The following is a 16,168-nucleotide window of genomic DNA, read 5'->3' on the forward strand; positions in this document are numbered from 1 at the left end:
GCCTAGCGTCAGTTGATATGGCTGTCCTGCACGCCCTCGTGCTGGTGCTGGCACTCCTCGCGGTGGTGTGCCTACCCGCCGCCGTGGCAGCGGTCATCTGCGCCGACGAACTGGTCGACCGGATCACCGTACGGTTCGCCGAACGGCGGCAGCGGTTCCGGGATCGGCGTACCATCCGGCGGCTCGACCGGGCGATCGAGGCCGACTCGCTGACCCGTGACGTCGACCTGACCGGGCTCGACGACAGCCGGCCACCGATCGAACGGATCGCCGCCGACCTGCGCCGGCTCGGTGGTCAACGGCTCGGCAGCCGCCGGCCGGAGGCGGCCCGGCGATCGGCGTACTGGCACGAGGGGGTGCTGCGGGCGTACGACGAGCGGCTCCGGTTGGCCAGCCGGTGCCTGGGCGTGGTCGAACACCTGGGCGAACTCGACGGCTTCGACCTCGAGATCGAGCGGATCCGGGTCGAGGGGGAGTTGCAGGCGGCCGGCCTGGCCCTGCCCACCGCCACGGCCGATCGGCACCGGCGGCAACTGTGAACCGGCATGTCTGACACGACGATGACCGAGGAGTCGGTTTGAGGCTCTTCGTGGCGCTCTATCCCCCGCCCGAGGCGCTCGACGACATCCTGGAACAGGCGGGCCGGCTCCGGATCGGTGAGCTGTCCGCCTCGGGGGTGAACGTCCGGTTGGCGGCCCGGGAGACGTACCACGTGACCCTGGCCTTCCTCGGTGAGGTCGACGAGGACCGGCTCGGCGACGTCCACGATGCGCTCGGCCGGGCCGCCGAGCGCTACCGCCGGTTGCGGGCCCGCGCGACCCGGGGAGTCACCGGTACGGTCGCTGCCCCCGTCGACGAAACTCCCCGGCTGCGACTGGGCGGGGGCGGCCGGTTCGGCCGTGGCCGCTTCACCGTGCTGTGGGTCGGGCTGCAGGGAGAGATCGCCGCGCTACGGACCCTGAGTACGGCGATCCGGCGGGAGTTGAAACGGGCCCGGGTGCCGTACGATCCGCGACCGTACCGCCCGCACCTCACCCTGGCCCGGCCCGGTGACCGGGCGGCCCGGGAGGCGATCGACGCCGACCGGGACACGCTGAACGACTACCTTGGCCCGTCGTGGCCGTTGACCGAGATGGTGCTGGTACGCAGCCACCTCGGCCCTCGACCGCTGTACCACCATCTCGGAGTCTGGCCGCTGGGAACCGACCAGACTCCGCTCAGTTCCGATGGCTGATCCGGCCCGCTGGCCGGAGGAGACCAGGCCGGTCAGGACGACTCGCGGGCGGCGGCCGGGCCACCGCCGAAGAGCACGTCATCCCAACTGGGCAGCCGCTTGCGGGGCTTGCCCGAACCGTCGGCGGCCTCAGGGCCAGCCGCTGCCGCCGAGCCGCCGGTACGCCGGGGCCGGAGCACCGCCAGCGACGGTACGGCCGGAACCTCCTTCGGCGCGTCGGCATCGTCGTCGAAGGCGGAACCCTGGCCACCGCCGAGCAGTGCTGCGGCACCGCCACTGACCGCCCGCTTCCGTGGCGTCTCCTGGCCGGCCAGTGCAGCCGGTGAGACCGGGTCCAGGCCTCGGCCGGCGGTGGACCCGAGCGGACGGTCGAGCGAGGCCAGCAGGGCGTCCCGGCCGGCACGGATCGGATCCCGGGTCGGCCGGGGCTCGACGGCTGCCGCTGGCAGACCGTGCCCGCCCCGGCTCGGCTCACCGCGCGACGGGCCGGGCAGCGCGTGCCCACCCCGCTCCCGCTCGGGCGTCGGCTCCTGGCCGAGGATCGGGGTGGCCCGTTCGGTGCACAGGTACTGCGCCATGTCGTCGTGCGGCGTCACGAACTGGCGGGTCTTGTCGAGGTCCCAGATCGCCTGGGCGGTGGCCTTCCCGGACGGCCAGGTGGCCACGATCCGCCAGGTGCCGTCGTCGCGGCGGTAGGCGTCCCAGGAGATCTTCTCCGTGTCGATGCCGTGCTGCCCCAGACGGGCGTCGACGACCTCGGCCAGCGGAGTGGGCTTCTCCGAGTTACGGAGCCTGGTACGCCGGGCGTGCTGGGCCAGCATCGCCCGTTCCTGCAGGACCGGTCCGGCGTAGCGCAGCACCCGGTCGACCGGCACACCCGCGATGCGGGCCACGTCCTCGGCCGATTCGCCGGCCCGGATCCGGGCCTGGATGTCGCGCGGAGAAAGGGAGGGAGCCGGATCACCGGCGGTGGCCACGGTCAGTGACACCCCGCCCGGTTCGGCGTGCAGGGCAGTGGACACCCGCTCGTCGATGGGCAGCGCAAGGAGCCGACCCACCTCGTCGGTGAGCACCAAAGCCTGGCCGTCCTCGGAGAGGGCGACGAAGCGTACTGGCCGCATCGCGTTGCCTCCGTCCGTGTCGCTGGACCCTGCCGTCTGCTGGGGTCACGCCACGAGCCAGCCACCCGGGCGTCCTAGACACGGTACGCCGGTGTGTCACCCGGTGGGGGGAGGCCACGCCAGCATGTCGTTTCTGAGCAGCGCGGATCGATCACACCTCGGGTGGCTCCGTCCGGCGGGTGCCCGGTCACCGGACACCCGCCGATCATCGGCTCAGAGTCGTTCGATCACGTAGTCCAGGCTGCGGGTCAACGCCTCCACGTCGGCCGGCTCGATGGCCGGGAAGAGGGCGATCCGCAGCTGGTTACGCCCGAGCTTGCGGTACGGCTCGGTGTCGATGATCCCGTTGGCGCGGAGAGTCTTCGCGATCGCGGTCGCGTCGACCCCGTCGGCGAAGTCGATCGTCGCCACGACGTTGGAGCGCAGTGTGGGATCGGTCACGAACGGGGTCGCGACGGCGGAACGCTCGGCCCAGTCGTACACGATCGAGGCGCTCTCGGCCGTGCGCTTGGCCGCCCAGTCGAGCCCACCCTGGGCGTTCATCCAGTCGGTCTGCTCGGCGGCCAGGAAGATGGTCGCCAGCGCCGGGGTGTTGTACGTCTGCTCCAGCCGCGAGTTGTCGATCGCGGTGACCAGGTCCAGGAAGGCCGGGATGTAGCGACCGGACTCCTTGATCTCGGTGGCCCGGGCCAGTGCGGCCGGTGACATCAGGGCGATCCAGAGGCCACCGTCGGAGCCGAAGCACTTCTGCGGGGCGAAGTAGTAGACGTCGCTCTCGCGTACGTCGACGTCCAGGCCACCGGCGGCGGAGGTGGCGTCCACCAGCACCAGCGCACCCTCGTCGGCACCGGCCACCCGGCGGATCGGTACGGCCACACCGGTGGAGGTCTCGTTCTGGGGGAGGGCGTAGACGTCGACCCCGGCCTCGGCGACCAGCGACGGTGCCGACCCCGGGTCGGCCTTACGGATGGTCGGCTCGCCGAGGAACGGGGCGTCCTTGACGGACTTGGCGAACTTCGCGCCGAACTCGCCGAAGCTGGCGAACTGCGCCCGTTCCCGGATCAGGCCGAACGTCGCGACCTCCCAGAACGCGGTGGTGCCACCGTTGCCAATGACCACCTCGTAGCCCTCGGGCAGGGAGAAGAACTCGGCGATTCCGCGCCGCAGCCGGGCGACCTGGTCGCGAACGGTCTTCTGCCGGTGCGACGTGCCCAGGTAGGTGGTGCTCACGTCGGCGAGGGCGGAGACCGCCGTCGGACGTACCTTGGACGGCCCGCAGCCGAACCGTCCGTCGGCGGGCTTGATCTCGTCGGGGATCCGAATCGTCGGTGCGTCAGCCACGGTACGCAGGTCCTTCCGCTTGGGCTGGCGGGCCCAAATGAACTGGCGGGCCCGGCCCCACGGGTCGTCGGCGCGGACGCGCTACGGAGCCGGGAGTCGGGCAGATGTCCGGCGGCGCTGCCGGGACTCCATCCTGTCACCCGACGGACCGTGGAAACGCCGATGTCCCATGGCTGGGGCTGAGGTGTGCCCCACAGTTCGGAGTCGACGCGTGACGGTCGACACCTCGTCGCGTACGGGCAGGTCGGTGAAGCGGGGCGGGGGTGGTGTTCCCGGCGGATCCGCCGGGAACACCACCCCCACCTGGAGAACGAGACGGTCAGACGCCGTGCGGGATGGCGTTCCAGCCCTCGACCTCGCTGGGCTTACGGCTGCCCGGGCCCCGGTAACGGGCGGACGGGCGGACCAGGCGACCCAGCTTCTTCTGCTCCAGGATGTGCGCGCTCCAGCCACCCATCCGCGCGCAGGTGAACATCGAGGTGAACATGTGCGCGGGGACCTCGGCGAAGTCGAGCACGACGGCCGACCAGAACTCGACGTTGGTGGCCAGCACCCGGTCCGGCTTGCGGTTGTGCAGTTCCTCCAGGGCCGCCTTCTCCAGCGCCTCGGCCACCTCGAACCGGGGTGCGCCCAGCTCCTTGGCGGTGCGCCGGAGCACCCGGGCGCGGGGGTCCTCGGCCCGGTAGACCCGGTGTCCGAAGCCCATCAGCCGCTCGCCCCGGTCGAGTACGCCCTTGACGTAGCTCTCGGCGTCCCCGCTGCGCTCGACGGCTTCGATCATGTGCAGCACCCGGGACGGCGCGCCCCCGTGCAGCGGACCGGAGAGGGCACCGATTCCGGAGGAGATGCAGGCGGCAGCGTCGGCGCCGGTCGAGGCGACGATCCGGGCGGTGAAGGTGGAGGCGTTCAGGCCGTGTTCCGCGGCGGAAATGAAGTACGCGTCGACCGCCTTGACGTGCCGGGGGTCGGGCTCGCCGCGCCAGCGCTTCATGAACCGCTCGACGATGGTCGACGCCTTGTCGATCTCCTTCTGCGGTACGGCGGGCAGGCCGAGACCACGGGCCGACTGGGCGACGAAGGACAGGGCGGTGACCGAGACCCGGGCCAGGTCCTCGCGGGCCTGCTCGTCGGAGATGTCCAGCAGTTGGGAGAGCCCCCAGTACGGGGCCAGCATCGCCACGGCCGACTGCACGTCGACCCGGATGTCACCGGAGTGCACCGGTACGGGGAACGGCTCGGCCGGCGGCAGGCCGGGACCGAACCGCCCGTCCACGAGCAACGCCCATACGTTGCCGAACGAAACCTGTCCGATCAGATCCTCGATGTCGACGCCTCGGTATCGCAGCGCGCCCCCTTCTTTGTCGGGTTCGGCGATCTCGGTCTCGAAGGCGATCACGCCTTCCAGCCCCGGCTTGAAGTCGGACATTCTGCTCTCCTGGATCTGGTTGTCCACGTACCCTGGCTCGTCCGGTGTTGTTCGGAGAAGCTCCTTAGGCGACCCTCAGGGATGTATTCGTGCCATCTTGCCTGGTGGGTAACTGACTTTGCGACCCTGCCCGGGTGTGCTATGCCCAACAATGCGATCCACGTTCGCGATTGGAACGGCTCCGGCCGGCTTCCGCCGCCGGTCCGGTGACCAGGCAGAGGAGGCGCGTACGCCGGGAAGTGTGATGGGGGGACACAGTGCGGGCAGCCGAGATGCGCGACGACTACGTCGGGGAACCGGGCCTGTCCGGTGCCGAACTGGCCGGTGACTGGCAGACACAGTTCGATCGCTGGTTCAGTGAGGCGGTGGCCTTCCGGCTGCCCGAGCCGAACGCCATGGTGCTGGCCACCGCCGACGTCGCCGGGCGCCCCAGCGCCCGTACCGTCCTGCTGAAGGGCTACGACGAGCGCGGACTGGTGTTCTTCACCAACTACGAGTCGCGCAAGGGTGTCGAAGCGCTGACCAACCCGTACGTCAGTCTGGTGTTCCCGTGGATTCCGATGCACCGGCAGGTGGTGGTCTGCGGGACGGTCACCCCGGTGGACCGGGAGGAGACCGAGGCGTACTTCGCCAGCCGGCCCCGCCGTTCGCAACTCGGTGCGTGGGCCAGCCCACAGTCCCGGGTGCTCCCCGATCGGGCCGCCCTGGACCAGCGTTTCCAGGCGACCCTGGACCGGTTCGCCGGCGACGAACCGGTGCCCGCGCCGCCGCACTGGGGTGGGCTGCGGGTCGCCCCGACGACGGTGGAGTTCTGGCAGGGTCGGGCCAGCCGGCTACATGATCGATTGCGCTACCGTCGTACCGACGAGGGAGAGTGGATCATCGAGCGGTTGGCACCTTGACCGGAGTAGACGAGGAGTCCGTCCACAGCGAGAAGCAAGCAGGTCAGCAGCGGGAGCGCGGTCTTCGGGCCGCACGGTGGGCGATAGACGTACGACCGCTGCGGGTGCCCCCGTACCGACGGTTGTGGGTCGGCAACGCGGTGTCGATGTTCGGCTTCCAGTTCACCGCCGTCGCCGTGCCGGTGGAGATGTACGCCACCAGTGGTGGCTCGTTCTGGGTCGGGCTGATCGGGCTGGCCGGACTGGTGCCGCTGCTGGTGTTCGGGCTCTGGGGCGGAGCGGTAGCCGACCTGGTCGACCGTCGCCGGCTGCTGATCGCCAGTTCCAGCCTGATGTGGCTGTCCACGCTCGGGCTGCTGGTACAGGCGTTGTTGCAGGTGGGCAGCCCGATGCTGCTGTTGGGGCTGGTCGCCGTACAGTCCACCGCCTTCGCGGTCAGTTCGCCGGCACGCGCTGCGATCATCCCGCGCCTGGTGCCGACGGAACTGGTGCCGGCCGCGAACACGCTGGGCTTCACCACCTACCAGGCCAGCATGGTCTTCGGGCCGCTGACCGCCGGTCTGATCTTTGCGGCCTGGCCGCCCAGCACCGCGTTGCCGATCGCCTACGGCGTCGACGCACTGCTGTTCAGCGTCTCCATGTGGGCCACGCTCCGGCTGCCGCCGATGCCACCGTCCGGGCCGGACGCCGACGGGGCCGCCGAGGTCCGGTCGGACACCGGTACGTCCGTAGGGGTCGGCGCGGCCGGCGGAGCCGGTTCCGCCGCCGGGTCCGGTGGCCGGCGGCGTGCGGCGTTCGGTCTGGGCGGCATCGTGGACGGGTTCCGCTACCTGGCCACCACGCCCGTGCTGCTGCTGTCGTTCGCCATCGACATCGTCGCGATGGTGCTGGCGATGCCCCGCTCACTCTTTCCCGAGGTGGCGCAGGAACGGTTCGGTGGCGGTGCGGCGATCGGCTGGCTGTACAGCGCCATCGCCATCGGGGCGGTACTGGGTGGGCTCACCTCGGGCTGGATCGGCCGGGTACGCCGGCAGGGTGCGGCTCTCGTGGTGGCGGTGGTCGGTTGGGGGCTGGCGGTCGCGTTGGCCGGCGTGGCCCGGCAACTGTGGCTGGTGGTGGGCCTGCTGGCGCTGGCCGGAGCGGCGGACCTGGTCAGCGCGGTCTTCCGGCAGTCGATGCTGCTGGTCTACGTACCCGACCGGATGCGGGGGCGGTTGCAGGGCATAAACACGGTGGTGGTGGCCGGGGGACCTCGACTGGGTGACCTGCGGGCCGGGGCCGGTGCCGCCGCCTTCGGGGTCGGTTTCGCCTGGGTGGGCGGCGGGGTGGCGGCGGCCGTGTTGGCCGTGGTGCTGGCCCTGGCCTTCCCGGCGCTGCTGCGGTACCGGTCGGCCACCGTCCGGTGAGACGGGCGCGGTCCGCCCGGTCCGGGATAGCCGACATGGTCGCCGGGGCCGGGATGACCGGCGTGGTCCCCCCGGTGCGGGATGACCTGCGCGGTCCCCCGGATGCGGGTGTGACCGGGCTTCGGGCACGACCGGACGAGCCTTCCCGGTAACCGATATCGTGCCCCACATGGACCGCGTCGATCAGGGTGTCCGCTCCCCGTCCGGTGCACAGTGGACTCTCTCGGCCAACGACCAGGAAGCCGTCGTGGTCGAGGTCGGTGGTGGGCTGCGGCTCTACCGGGCCCACGGGGTGGACTACCTCGACGGGTACGGCGAGGACGAGATCTGCGTCGGTGCCGCCGGTCAGGTGCTGGCCCCCTGGCCCAACCGCATCCGCGACGGCCGGTACACCTTCGCGGGCGACGACCTGCAACTGCCGCTGACCGAACCGGGTCGGCATACCGCCATCCACGGCCTGGTCAACTGGGTGCCCTGGCGGCTCGTCGACCGCGACGCCGGTTCGGTGACCGTACGGTGCGACCTGCCCGCCCAGCCCGGCTATCCGTGGCCGCTGCGGTTGCAGACCGCCTGGCGGCTGGACGCCGACGGGCTGCGGGTGACGCACGAGGCGACCAACCTGGGCGACACGGTTGCCCCGTTCGGCCTGGCCGCGCACCCCTACCTGCGGCTGCCGTCGGTCGCCGTGGACGACCTGCGGCTGCGGGTACCGGCGCGCAGTCGGCTGCTGATGGACGGCCGGGGGCTGCCGATCGGTTCGGCGCAGGTGGCCGGCAACGGGTACGACTTCACCACACCACGCCGGATCGGGGACGCCGTACTCGACACCACCTTCGGTGACGTCGAAGCGGAGCCGGACGGCGGGTCCAGCGTCACGCTGACCAGCGGCGACGGTACGGCCGGGGTCACCGTGTGGGCCGACGCTGCCTTCGGTTGGTGGCAGGTGTACACCGGTGACACCCTGGCCGGGCCACGGCAGCGACGTTCGGTGGCGGTGGAGCCGATGACCTGTCCACCGGATGCGTTCCGGTCGGGCCGGGACGTGATCATGTTGACACCGGGCCGGCCGTGGAGCGCCGACTGGGGCATCCGGCCCGGTCCACGGTCGGCGGGGTAGCCGGGAGGCGGGGCATGGAGTTCTCGGAGGTCGTACGGCGACGCCGGATGGTGCGCGACTACGACCCGGATCGGCCGGTCCCGCCCGACGTGGTCGACCGGCTACTCGATCACGCCGTACGTGCCCCGTCGGCCGGGTTCGCCCAGGGCTGGGGTTTCCTGGTGTTGGAGACCCCGGCCGACCGGGAGCGGTTCTGGACGGCGACCACCCCGGAGGAGGACTCCGGAAGTCGGGGACGGGGCCGCTGGCTGGCCGGCATGATGCGGGCTCCGTTGATCGTGGTGCCGCACGCCAACCGGTCGACGTACCTCGATCGTTATGCCGAGCCGGACAAGGGGTGGACCGACCGGGACGAGCGACGCTGGCCGGTGCCGTACTGGTACGTCGATACCGGGTTCGCATCACTGTTGATGCTGCTCACGGCGGTGGACGCCGGGTTGGGCGCGTGTTTCTTCGGTATCCCGCCGCAGCGGGTCGAGCCGTACCGGGAGGCGTTCGGTGTGCCCGGGGAGTTCACCCCGATCGGGGCCATCACGGTCGGCTACCGGGCGCCGGACAATCGATCTCCGTCGCTCAGGCGGGGACGTCGGCCGGTCGAGCAGGTCGTGCGTTGGGGACGGTGGAGCTGAGGGCATAACCTGGTCGTTGCCGGAGGGTGGCTGCTGACAGTAACGAAACTGACATCCGGCAACAAACCGCGTTGTCGCCGGTGGTCGCTAGGCTGGCACGGTCATCGGTTAACGGCGCGTCGGAAAGCGGTCGGGCAACGTCAGCGACGCGGGTAGGTCGGCTCGACCATGGGGAGGAGCGTGCCGTCGTGATCTTCAAAGCGGTTCGGGACGGGCGTCCCTACCCCGAGCACGGCCTCACGTTGAAGCAGTGGGCCGAGATCCCACCACGTCCGCTGCGGCTCGACCAGCTGATCACGACGAAGCGGGAACTCGCCCTCGACAAACTGCTGGCCGAGGACTCCACCTTCTACGGCGACCTGTTCCCGCACGTCGTGCAGTGGGGCGGCGGGCTCTACCTGGAGGACGGACTGCACCGCGCGCTGCGGGCCGCCCTCCAGCAACGTAACCAGATCCACGCCCGGGTGCTGCTGCTGCCCGCGCAGTGACCGCCATCGCCTGACGAATCGTTAAGGTGGCGGTCATGAGTATCGCCCCGCTGGACCTGCTGGCCCTCGACACGCTGCTCTCCGACGAGGAACGGCAGATCCGGGCCGTCGTACGCCAGCTCGTCGACGATCGGGTACGCCCCGAGGTGCCGCAGTGGTACGAGGACGGTCAGGTGCCGGTCCGGGACCTGGCCCGGGAGTTCGGCCGGATCGGGCTGCTCGGCATGCACCTGACGGGTTACGGCTGTGCCGGCGCCTCGGCCGTCGCGTACGGCGTGGCCTGCCTGGAACTGGAGGCGGGCGACTCGGGTGTCCGCTCGCTGGTCTCGGTGCAGGGCTCGTTGGCCATGTACGCCATCTGGCGGTACGGCAGCGAGGAGCAGAAGCAGCGCTGGCTGCCCCGGATGGCCACCGGCGAGGCGATCGGCTGTTTCGGCCTCACCGAACCCGATCACGGCTCCGATCCGGCGTCGATGACGACGGGCGCGCGGCGGGACGGCACCGACTGGGTGCTCACCGGTACCAAGATGTGGATCACCAACGCCCCGGTCGCGGACGTGGCCGTGATCTGGGCACGTACCGACGACGGGGTGCGGGGTTTCGTCGTACCCATGGACAGCCCCGGGGTGGCGGCCCGCGAGATCCGGCACAAGATGTCGCTGCGGGCCTCCTCGACCGGTGAGATCGTGCTCGACGGTGTCCGGCTGCCCGCCGACGCCGTGCTGCCGGACGCGGCCGGGCTCCGGGCCCCGCTGTCCTGTCTGACCGAGGCGCGGTACGGCATCGTCTGGGGCGCGCTGGGCGCGGCCCGGGACTGCCTGCACACCACCCTGGACTATGCGGGTACCCGGCAGCAGTTCGGCCGTCCGCTGGCCGGCTTCCAGTTGACCCAGGCGAAGCTGGCCGACATGGCGGTCGAGTTGCAGAAGGGCTACCTGCTGGCGCTGCACCTGGGCCGGTTGGCCGACGCCGGGGCGTTGCGTCCGGAGCAGGTCAGCGTCGGCAAGCTCAACAACGTACGGGAGGCGCTGGCGATCGCCCGGCAGTGCCGCACGATCCTGGGGGCCAACGGCATCAGCGGGGAGTATCCGCTGATGCGGCACGCGAACAACCTGGAGAGCGTGCTGACCTACGAGGGCACCTCGGAGATCCACCAGTTGGTGATCGGCCAGCGGCTCACCGGCCTGGCCGCGTTCGCCTAACCCTCGTCCGCCTAGCCGCCTCCGCCCGGACGATCCGTCCGGACCGCCTCCGCCCGGTCCGGGTCCGGGCTGGTCACGGGGGCCGGCACCGCTCGACTCGCGAGTGTCGTACCGGGGCCTTACCGTTCCAGTAGGCAGCATGTCTGATGAGGACGGTGAGGGCGATGTCCCGTAACGGAGATGTCAACGAGCCCACCCGGGAGTTCCCGGAGTACGCGAAGGGGCGGGCGACGCCGGATTCCGCGTCGTCGGACCCGGCGACCCGGTCCGACGACGACGGACCCGGGGCCGGCCAGTACGACTCCACGGACGATGCTCGGCGGACCCGGCCGGACCTGGTCGAGTCGTCCTCCACCCGGCGCGGACGCGGGCTGTTCTGGCTGGCCGGAGTCGTCGGCCTGGTGATCGTCCTGGTCCTCGGCGGTCAGGCCGCGGGGCTGTGGCCGCAGTGGCGTAACCCCTTCGCCCAGCAGCAGAGCGACCGTAGCCAGCCGCCGCTGCTCAAGTCGATCCAGGACCTCAGCCGGTACGTCGCGGCGGAGGGGAACTTCCAGGTCGTGATCGACCTGCAGAAGGACCGCAAGTACGTCCCGGACTTCCTGCTCAGTGAGCGGACCCTGTTCGTCGGGGCGGGCAGCGTCGTGGCGTTCGTCGACTTCTCGACCATCGCCGAGGGGGCGATCGTCGAGTCGGCCGACCGCAAGACCGTGGAGATCAAGCTGCCCGCGCCGCAACTCGGCGAGACCAACCTCGACCTGAAGAACAGCTACGTCTTCGCCGAGAAGCGCGGGCTGGTCAACCGGATCGGCGACGTGTTCGGCGGCGACCCCAACCGGCAGCGGGAGGTCTTCCAGCTCGCCGAGCAGCGGATCGGTCTCGCGGCCCGGGACAGCGGTCTCACCGACCGGGCGCAGGAGAACACCCGGAAGATGCTCGAGGGCCTACTGCGCTCCCTCGGCTACACGACGGTCACGGTCAGCTTCGTCGCCCCCTGACCCCTGGTTCGATCCACCAGGACCATGGCCAGGGCAGCCGGACGGATCTGCGCCGAAACCGCCAGACGAGGCACGAATGGTCATCGCGGGCGACCGGCCGACGAAATCGGATACCAGCCCGTGGTGTGTGTGTGGTAGGCGACCGGTTACGGCCCGGGCCGAAACCCTGACAGCGGCGGCTGGAAGCCGGGGCGGTATTAATGGTGGTTCCGCTCCCCCGAACGCTGGGCGGTGCGAATCGTCAAGTTACAGTGACGCCGAGAGATGCTAGCCAACGCTCGGGTATCGTGCGCCTCTGCCGAGCCCGGATGTAGTGCACCGTGAATGTCTGGTCGTGGCCGGAAAGCCGGGGATCGATGCCGGGAGAAACAGTGGGAAATCCTGCCGTGAGGCAAACGCTCAACGTCCCGCTCGCCGAGAACGGGGCCGCGGGCGAGGACCATCGGGCCCAGTCCGGCTCCGGTGCCGGCGGGACCGAGGTAGCGCCACAGCCCGGTAAGCGCCTCGGGTTGGCGGGACGGTGGATCAACGCGAGTACGGTCGCGGTGGCCACCAGTCTGGTGGCCGTTCCGGTGGCCTTCTTCCTGCCCAAACTGGCCGGGTTGGATCCCTTCACCACCCGGGCGGCGGCCTTCCCGATCGCGGCGGCCCTGTGTCTGATCGCCGCGTTGTTCGTCATGGCCGCCCGCTGGTCGGGCGAGGTGGTCGCGGGCCTGGCCGCCGGCCTGGCGGCTGCCTGGTGCGTGTTGATGTTCCGTACCGGCCTCGAAGGGACGCCCTTCGGGTACGGCGGGCTGACCGGGGACGCGGGCCGCATCGCCGCTGGCGCAACCCGCTACACCACCACGATCGCGAGCTCGGACACCCTGGTCCCGTCGCTGCCGTCGGAGTACCCGCCGTTCTACATGTGGCTGATCGGCCGGACCTCGGTGCTCCTCGACATACCGGCGTGGCAGTTGCTGGCCGACTTCCAGGTGCTCTTCGTCGCCCTCGCCGTACTCGTTCCCTTCATCCTGTGGCGGCGGCTGTTCAACAGTTGGATCGCCCTGGCGATCACGGCCCTGGCACTGGTGACCTGGGTCGATCCGCGCAAGCCGTACGAGGTGCTCACCCTCGGGATCTTCGTGCCCTGGCTGCTTGAGGTCTTCGCCCGTCCGCCCCGGAACCGGATGCACTGGCTGGCGGCCGGTCTGATCGGCGGCTTCATTGCGATCACCTACCAGGCCTGGGTCGTCTATGCCATCTTCGGCATTCTCGCGCTCATCGTGTACGCCTGGCGTACCGAGCCGGACCGGTGGGCCTACCTGCGCCGGTTGGGGCTCATCGCGGCCGTCGCCTTCGTGGTCTCCTCCTGGTACGTGGTCCCGTTCCTCTGGGGCGTCGCGACCATCGGCGGTGAACAGGTCCACGACCTCTACGTCTTCACGTCGAGCAACACGGAACTGTTCCCGTTCCTGTCCACTACGCCGATCGGCCTTCTACAGCTCGTCGGGCTGGTCGGCCTGGTGTGGCTGTGGCGTTCGACCTGGTGGGCCCGGCCGATCCTGGTAATGATCATCGCGGTCTACGCCTACCGGCTGGTGGCGATGCTCCGGTTCGTCGCGTCCGGGCACGAGAGCTTCCTGCACTACACCTCCCGACTGTTCGGGATCCTCTTCACCATCGCCGGGGTGCTGGTCCTGGCCCACGTCGTTCCGATCGCGCTGCGGCGGCTGCGGCTCACCCCGCCCCGGCTGGCCGCCTCCGCGTTGCTGGCGGTGGTTCTCGCCTGGGTCAGCACGACCATCACGTTGCAGTGGATGCCCAGCAACCTGGACTGGATGCCGGGCACGACCAAGTACTCCGCGTCGACGCACCTTGAGCCGTTGCCGGGCGGCGGCTACTCCGAGCACGCCCCGAAGGAGGGGCGGCGGGGTTGGTTCCCGATGACTCCGATCCGCCAGGCGGTCGAGAAGGAGCTGGGGCCGAATCCGCAGCCGGTCACGCTGTCGGTCGACGAACGGCTCTTCGCCTTCGTGCCGTGGCCCGGCTACACCGGGGTCGATCCGGTCGTCAACAGCACGCTGTCGCACGGCAAGGAACGGCATGCCGAGGTCAAGCGCCTGGCGGGTATCACCGATCCGGCCGCCTTCGCCGAGGCGTCGGCCAACACCAAGTTCGGGCCCATCGACGTCTTCGTCCTCTCCAAGCGGGAGGACGGCTGGGCGTGGCGGGACAACCGGTTCAAGCGGGAGCAGTTCTCGGCCGAGCACTGGACGATCGTGGACGACCTGCCACGGAACATCGTGGTGGTGATTCGACGCTAGCGCGACCGGCACCAGGGCCGGGGTGGCCCAGCGGTCCGATCACCGCTGGGCCACCGAACCTATGCGGACAGATAACGGTCCTCGTTCGGCATGATGATCCACAACGCCAGGTAGATGATCACCTGGCTGCCGGGAATCAGCAGGGAGAGCAGGAAGAGCAGCCGCACCAGACCGGTGGACATACCGAAGCGTCGGGCCAGCCCGACGCAGACCCCGGCGATCATCCGGCCATCACGGGGGCGTACCAGTTTGCGGCTCATGACATCTCTCCCAACTCTGCGGCATCCCGCCGCACCTGCAATCCACGTTAGGAGCGGCTGGTCGCTGCGCCCTCCGACGGCAGGGGGATTCGTCGCCCCGTTACCCGTAGGTGCCTACCCGGAACATCGAGCGACAATGTCAGTCAGGGCACCAGCCGGTAGGCTCGCCGGTCGGCAGCCGCCAGGCCGGTCCGGCGTAGAGCCCGGGGCCCGACCACGACGGCAAGGAGGCGCACTGATGATCAGCGTGTTTGACCTTTTCACCGTGGGGATCGGCCCGTCCAGTTCGCATACGGTGGGGCCGATGCGGGCCGCCCGTACCTTCGTGGCCGGGTTGAAGGCCGATGGCCTGCTCACCGACACGGTCCGGGTCCGGGCCGAGCTCTTCGGGTCCCTGGGGGCCACCGGACACGGTCACGGCAGCGACCGTGCGGTGCTGCTCGGGCTCGCTGGTGAGCTGCCGGAGACGGTCGACACCGACCGGGTCGCCGATCTGGTCGGCGAGGTCCGGACCACCGGCCGGATCGCCCTGCTCGGTACGCACGTGATCGACTTCGACGCGGACCGTGACCTGATGCTGCACCGGCGCCGATCGTTGCCCTTCCATCCCAATGGGATGATCTTTGCCGCGTACGACCGGCTCGGCGGCGAGGTACGCAGCCGTACCTACTACTCGGTGGGTGGCGGGTTCGTGGTGGACGAGGCGGCGGCCGGTGCCGACCGGATCAAGCCGGACACCACCCGGGTACGGTTCCCGTTCTCGACCGGGGTGGAACTGCTGAGCATGGCGACCGATGCCGGTCTGTCGATCAGCGACGTGATGCTGGCCAACGAACTCTCCCGGCGTAGCGAAGCCGATGTCCGGGCCGGCCTGCTGGAGATCTGGCGGGTGATGCGGGAGTGCGTCGAGCGCGGCTGTGAGCGCGACGGGGTGCTTCCGGGTGGGCTGCGGGTACGGCGGCGCGCGGCGGAACTGCGGCGCAGCCTGGAGGCGGACACCGGGCCGGATCTCTGGAGTGCCGACCGGCTGGATGTCGGCGGTGCGGCCGGACCGGACGCTCCGGGTGCGGCCGGGGTCGGTACGGGAGCCGGTGATCCGCTCCGGGTGATGGACTGGGTGACCCTCTTCGCGCTCGCGGTCAACGAGGAGAACGCCGCCGGCGGCCGGGTGGTGACCGCGCCCACGAACGGCGCGGCCGGCATCATTCCGGCGGTTTTGCACTACTACACCAGATTCGTCCCCTCGGCGTCGGAAGATGGAGTCGTCCGGTTCCTGCTGGCTGCGGCGGCGATCGGGGTGCTCTTCAAGGAGAACGCCTCCATCTCCGGCGCGGAGGTAGGTTGCCAGGGGGAGGTCGGGTCGGCCTGCTCGATGGCCGCCGCCGGACTGGCGGAGGCGATGGGGGGCACCCCGGCCCAGGTGGAGAACGCCGCGGAGATCGGTATGGAACACAATCTCGGCCTGACCTGCGATCCGGTGGGCGGTCTGGTGCAGATTCCGTGCATCGAGCGCAACGCCGTGGCCAGTATCAAGGCGATTACCGCTGCCCGACTGGCGCTACGCGGTGACGGGGTGCACGCCGTCTCCCTCGACAAGGTAATCAAGACGATGCGCGAGACCGGTGCCGATATGAAGGTCAAGTACAAGGAAACCGCGCGCGGTGGGCTCGCGGTGAATGTGATCGAGTGCTGAGCGTAGCCGCCTCGGGCGCTTACTTCCGTGCTTCACTGACTGCTAACC

Annotated in this window: 15 protein-coding genes; 11 read left to right on the forward strand and 4 right to left on the reverse strand. The window is 70.2% G+C overall.

Annotated elements, in window-relative coordinates; all coding sequences use genetic code 11:
- Window positions 1-17: 17 nt before the first annotated feature.
- On the forward strand, window positions 18-539 hold the full coding sequence (locus tag ACFQ4H_RS02110) for a hypothetical protein (RefSeq protein WP_377566302.1): 522 nt from the start codon (window positions 18-20) through the stop codon (window positions 537-539).
- Window positions 540-577: 38 nt separating this feature from the next.
- Window positions 578-1,234, forward strand: coding sequence for a 2'-5' RNA ligase family protein (locus ACFQ4H_RS02115; RefSeq protein WP_377566304.1), 657 nt, complete (start codon window positions 578-580; stop codon window positions 1,232-1,234).
- 32 nt (window positions 1,235-1,266) lie between these two features.
- On the opposite strand, the gene sepH is transcribed toward ACFQ4H_RS02115, so the two are convergent.
- From sepH to ACFQ4H_RS02130, 3 genes are all read right to left on the reverse strand, one after another.
- A complete protein-coding gene (gene sepH / locus ACFQ4H_RS02120) occupies window positions 1,267-2,355 on the reverse strand; it encodes a septation protein SepH (protein WP_377566306.1) in 1,089 nt (362 codons plus the stop codon).
- A 213-nt stretch (window positions 2,356-2,568) separates the two neighbouring features.
- Complete coding sequence (serC, locus tag ACFQ4H_RS02125) at window positions 2,569-3,696, reverse strand: phosphoserine transaminase (RefSeq protein ID WP_377566308.1); 1,128 nt, start codon at window positions 3,694-3,696, stop codon at window positions 2,569-2,571.
- A gap of 319 nt (window positions 3,697-4,015) precedes the next feature.
- Complete coding sequence (locus ACFQ4H_RS02130; RefSeq protein ID WP_377566310.1) at window positions 4,016-5,122, reverse strand: citrate synthase 2; 1,107 nt, start codon at window positions 5,120-5,122, stop codon at window positions 4,016-4,018.
- A 272-nt stretch (window positions 5,123-5,394) separates the two neighbouring features.
- Here ACFQ4H_RS02130 and pdxH point away from each other — a divergent pair, with 272 nt between their 5' ends.
- From pdxH to ACFQ4H_RS02170, 8 genes are all read left to right on the forward strand, one after another.
- Complete coding sequence (gene pdxH / locus ACFQ4H_RS02135) at window positions 5,395-6,024, forward strand: pyridoxamine 5'-phosphate oxidase (RefSeq protein WP_377566312.1); 630 nt, start codon at window positions 5,395-5,397, stop codon at window positions 6,022-6,024.
- 83 nt (window positions 6,025-6,107) lie between these two features.
- On the forward strand, window positions 6,108-7,430 hold the full coding sequence (locus ACFQ4H_RS02140) for an MFS transporter (RefSeq protein ID WP_377566662.1): 1,323 nt from the start codon (window positions 6,108-6,110) through the stop codon (window positions 7,428-7,430).
- 169 nt (window positions 7,431-7,599) lie between these two features.
- The gene (locus ACFQ4H_RS02145) at window positions 7,600-8,547 is read left to right on the forward strand and encodes an aldose 1-epimerase family protein (RefSeq protein ID WP_377566314.1); all 948 of its coding nucleotides are present in this window, start codon (window positions 7,600-7,602) and stop codon (window positions 8,545-8,547) included.
- Between the two features lie 14 nt (window positions 8,548-8,561).
- Complete coding sequence (locus tag ACFQ4H_RS02150) at window positions 8,562-9,176, forward strand: nitroreductase family protein (RefSeq protein ID WP_377566316.1); 615 nt, start codon at window positions 8,562-8,564, stop codon at window positions 9,174-9,176.
- A 188-nt stretch (window positions 9,177-9,364) separates the two neighbouring features.
- Window positions 9,365-9,664, forward strand: a complete 300-nt coding sequence (locus ACFQ4H_RS02155; protein ID WP_377566318.1) for a type II toxin-antitoxin system VapB family antitoxin — start codon at window positions 9,365-9,367, stop codon at window positions 9,662-9,664.
- 41 nt (window positions 9,665-9,705) lie between these two features.
- Window positions 9,706-10,866 (forward strand): acyl-CoA dehydrogenase family protein, encoded by a 1,161-nt coding sequence (locus ACFQ4H_RS02160; protein WP_377566664.1) that lies wholly within the window; start codon window positions 9,706-9,708, stop codon window positions 10,864-10,866.
- Window positions 10,867-11,030: 164 nt separating this feature from the next.
- Window positions 11,031-11,861 (forward strand): DUF4230 domain-containing protein, encoded by an 831-nt coding sequence (locus ACFQ4H_RS02165; RefSeq protein ID WP_377566320.1) that lies wholly within the window; start codon window positions 11,031-11,033, stop codon window positions 11,859-11,861.
- A gap of 386 nt (window positions 11,862-12,247) precedes the next feature.
- Window positions 12,248-14,167 (forward strand): arabinofuranosyltransferase, encoded by a 1,920-nt coding sequence (locus ACFQ4H_RS02170; RefSeq protein WP_377566322.1) that lies wholly within the window; start codon window positions 12,248-12,250, stop codon window positions 14,165-14,167.
- A gap of 59 nt (window positions 14,168-14,226) precedes the next feature.
- Here ACFQ4H_RS02170 and ACFQ4H_RS02175 read toward each other — a convergent pair whose 3' ends face one another.
- Entirely contained in the window at window positions 14,227-14,427 is a 201-nt protein-coding gene (locus tag ACFQ4H_RS02175) for a PspC domain-containing protein (RefSeq protein WP_377566324.1), read from the reverse strand.
- A 238-nt stretch (window positions 14,428-14,665) separates the two neighbouring features.
- On the opposite strand from ACFQ4H_RS02175, the gene ACFQ4H_RS02180 reads away from it, so the two are divergent.
- Window positions 14,666-16,120: an L-serine ammonia-lyase gene (locus ACFQ4H_RS02180; RefSeq protein WP_377566326.1), complete on the forward strand. Its 1,455-nt coding sequence runs from the start codon at window positions 14,666-14,668 to the stop codon at window positions 16,118-16,120.
- Window positions 16,121-16,168: the final 48 nt, after the last annotated feature.

Source organism: Micromonospora sonneratiae (assembly GCF_042679305.1).
In the GTDB taxonomy this organism is placed as follows: domain Bacteria; phylum Actinomycetota; class Actinomycetes; order Mycobacteriales; family Micromonosporaceae; genus Micromonospora_H; species Micromonospora_H sonneratiae.

Bases quoted from the DNA above. Each gene is read 5' to 3' on its own strand.
- ACFQ4H_RS02130 (WP_377566310.1), bottom strand. From the start codon at position 5,122: ATGTCCGACTTCAAGCCGGGGCTGGAAGGCGTGATCGCCTTCGAGACC.
- sepH (WP_377566306.1), bottom strand. From the start codon at position 2,355: ATGCGGCCAGTACGCTTCGTCGCCCTCTCCGAGGACGGCCAGGCTTTG.
- ACFQ4H_RS02175 (WP_377566324.1), bottom strand. From the start codon at position 14,427: ATGAGCCGCAAACTGGTACGCCCCCGTGATGGCCGGATGATCGCCGGG.
- ACFQ4H_RS02165 (WP_377566320.1), top strand. From the start codon at position 11,031: ATGTCCCGTAACGGAGATGTCAACGAGCCCACCCGGGAGTTCCCGGAG.
- ACFQ4H_RS02150 (WP_377566316.1), top strand. From the start codon at position 8,562: ATGGAGTTCTCGGAGGTCGTACGGCGACGCCGGATGGTGCGCGACTAC.
- ACFQ4H_RS02110 (WP_377566302.1), top strand. From the start codon at position 18: ATGGCTGTCCTGCACGCCCTCGTGCTGGTGCTGGCACTCCTCGCGGTG.
- pdxH (WP_377566312.1), top strand. From the start codon at position 5,395: ATGCGCGACGACTACGTCGGGGAACCGGGCCTGTCCGGTGCCGAACTG.
- ACFQ4H_RS02180 (WP_377566326.1), top strand. From the start codon at position 14,666: ATGATCAGCGTGTTTGACCTTTTCACCGTGGGGATCGGCCCGTCCAGT.
- ACFQ4H_RS02145 (WP_377566314.1), top strand. From the start codon at position 7,600: ATGGACCGCGTCGATCAGGGTGTCCGCTCCCCGTCCGGTGCACAGTGG.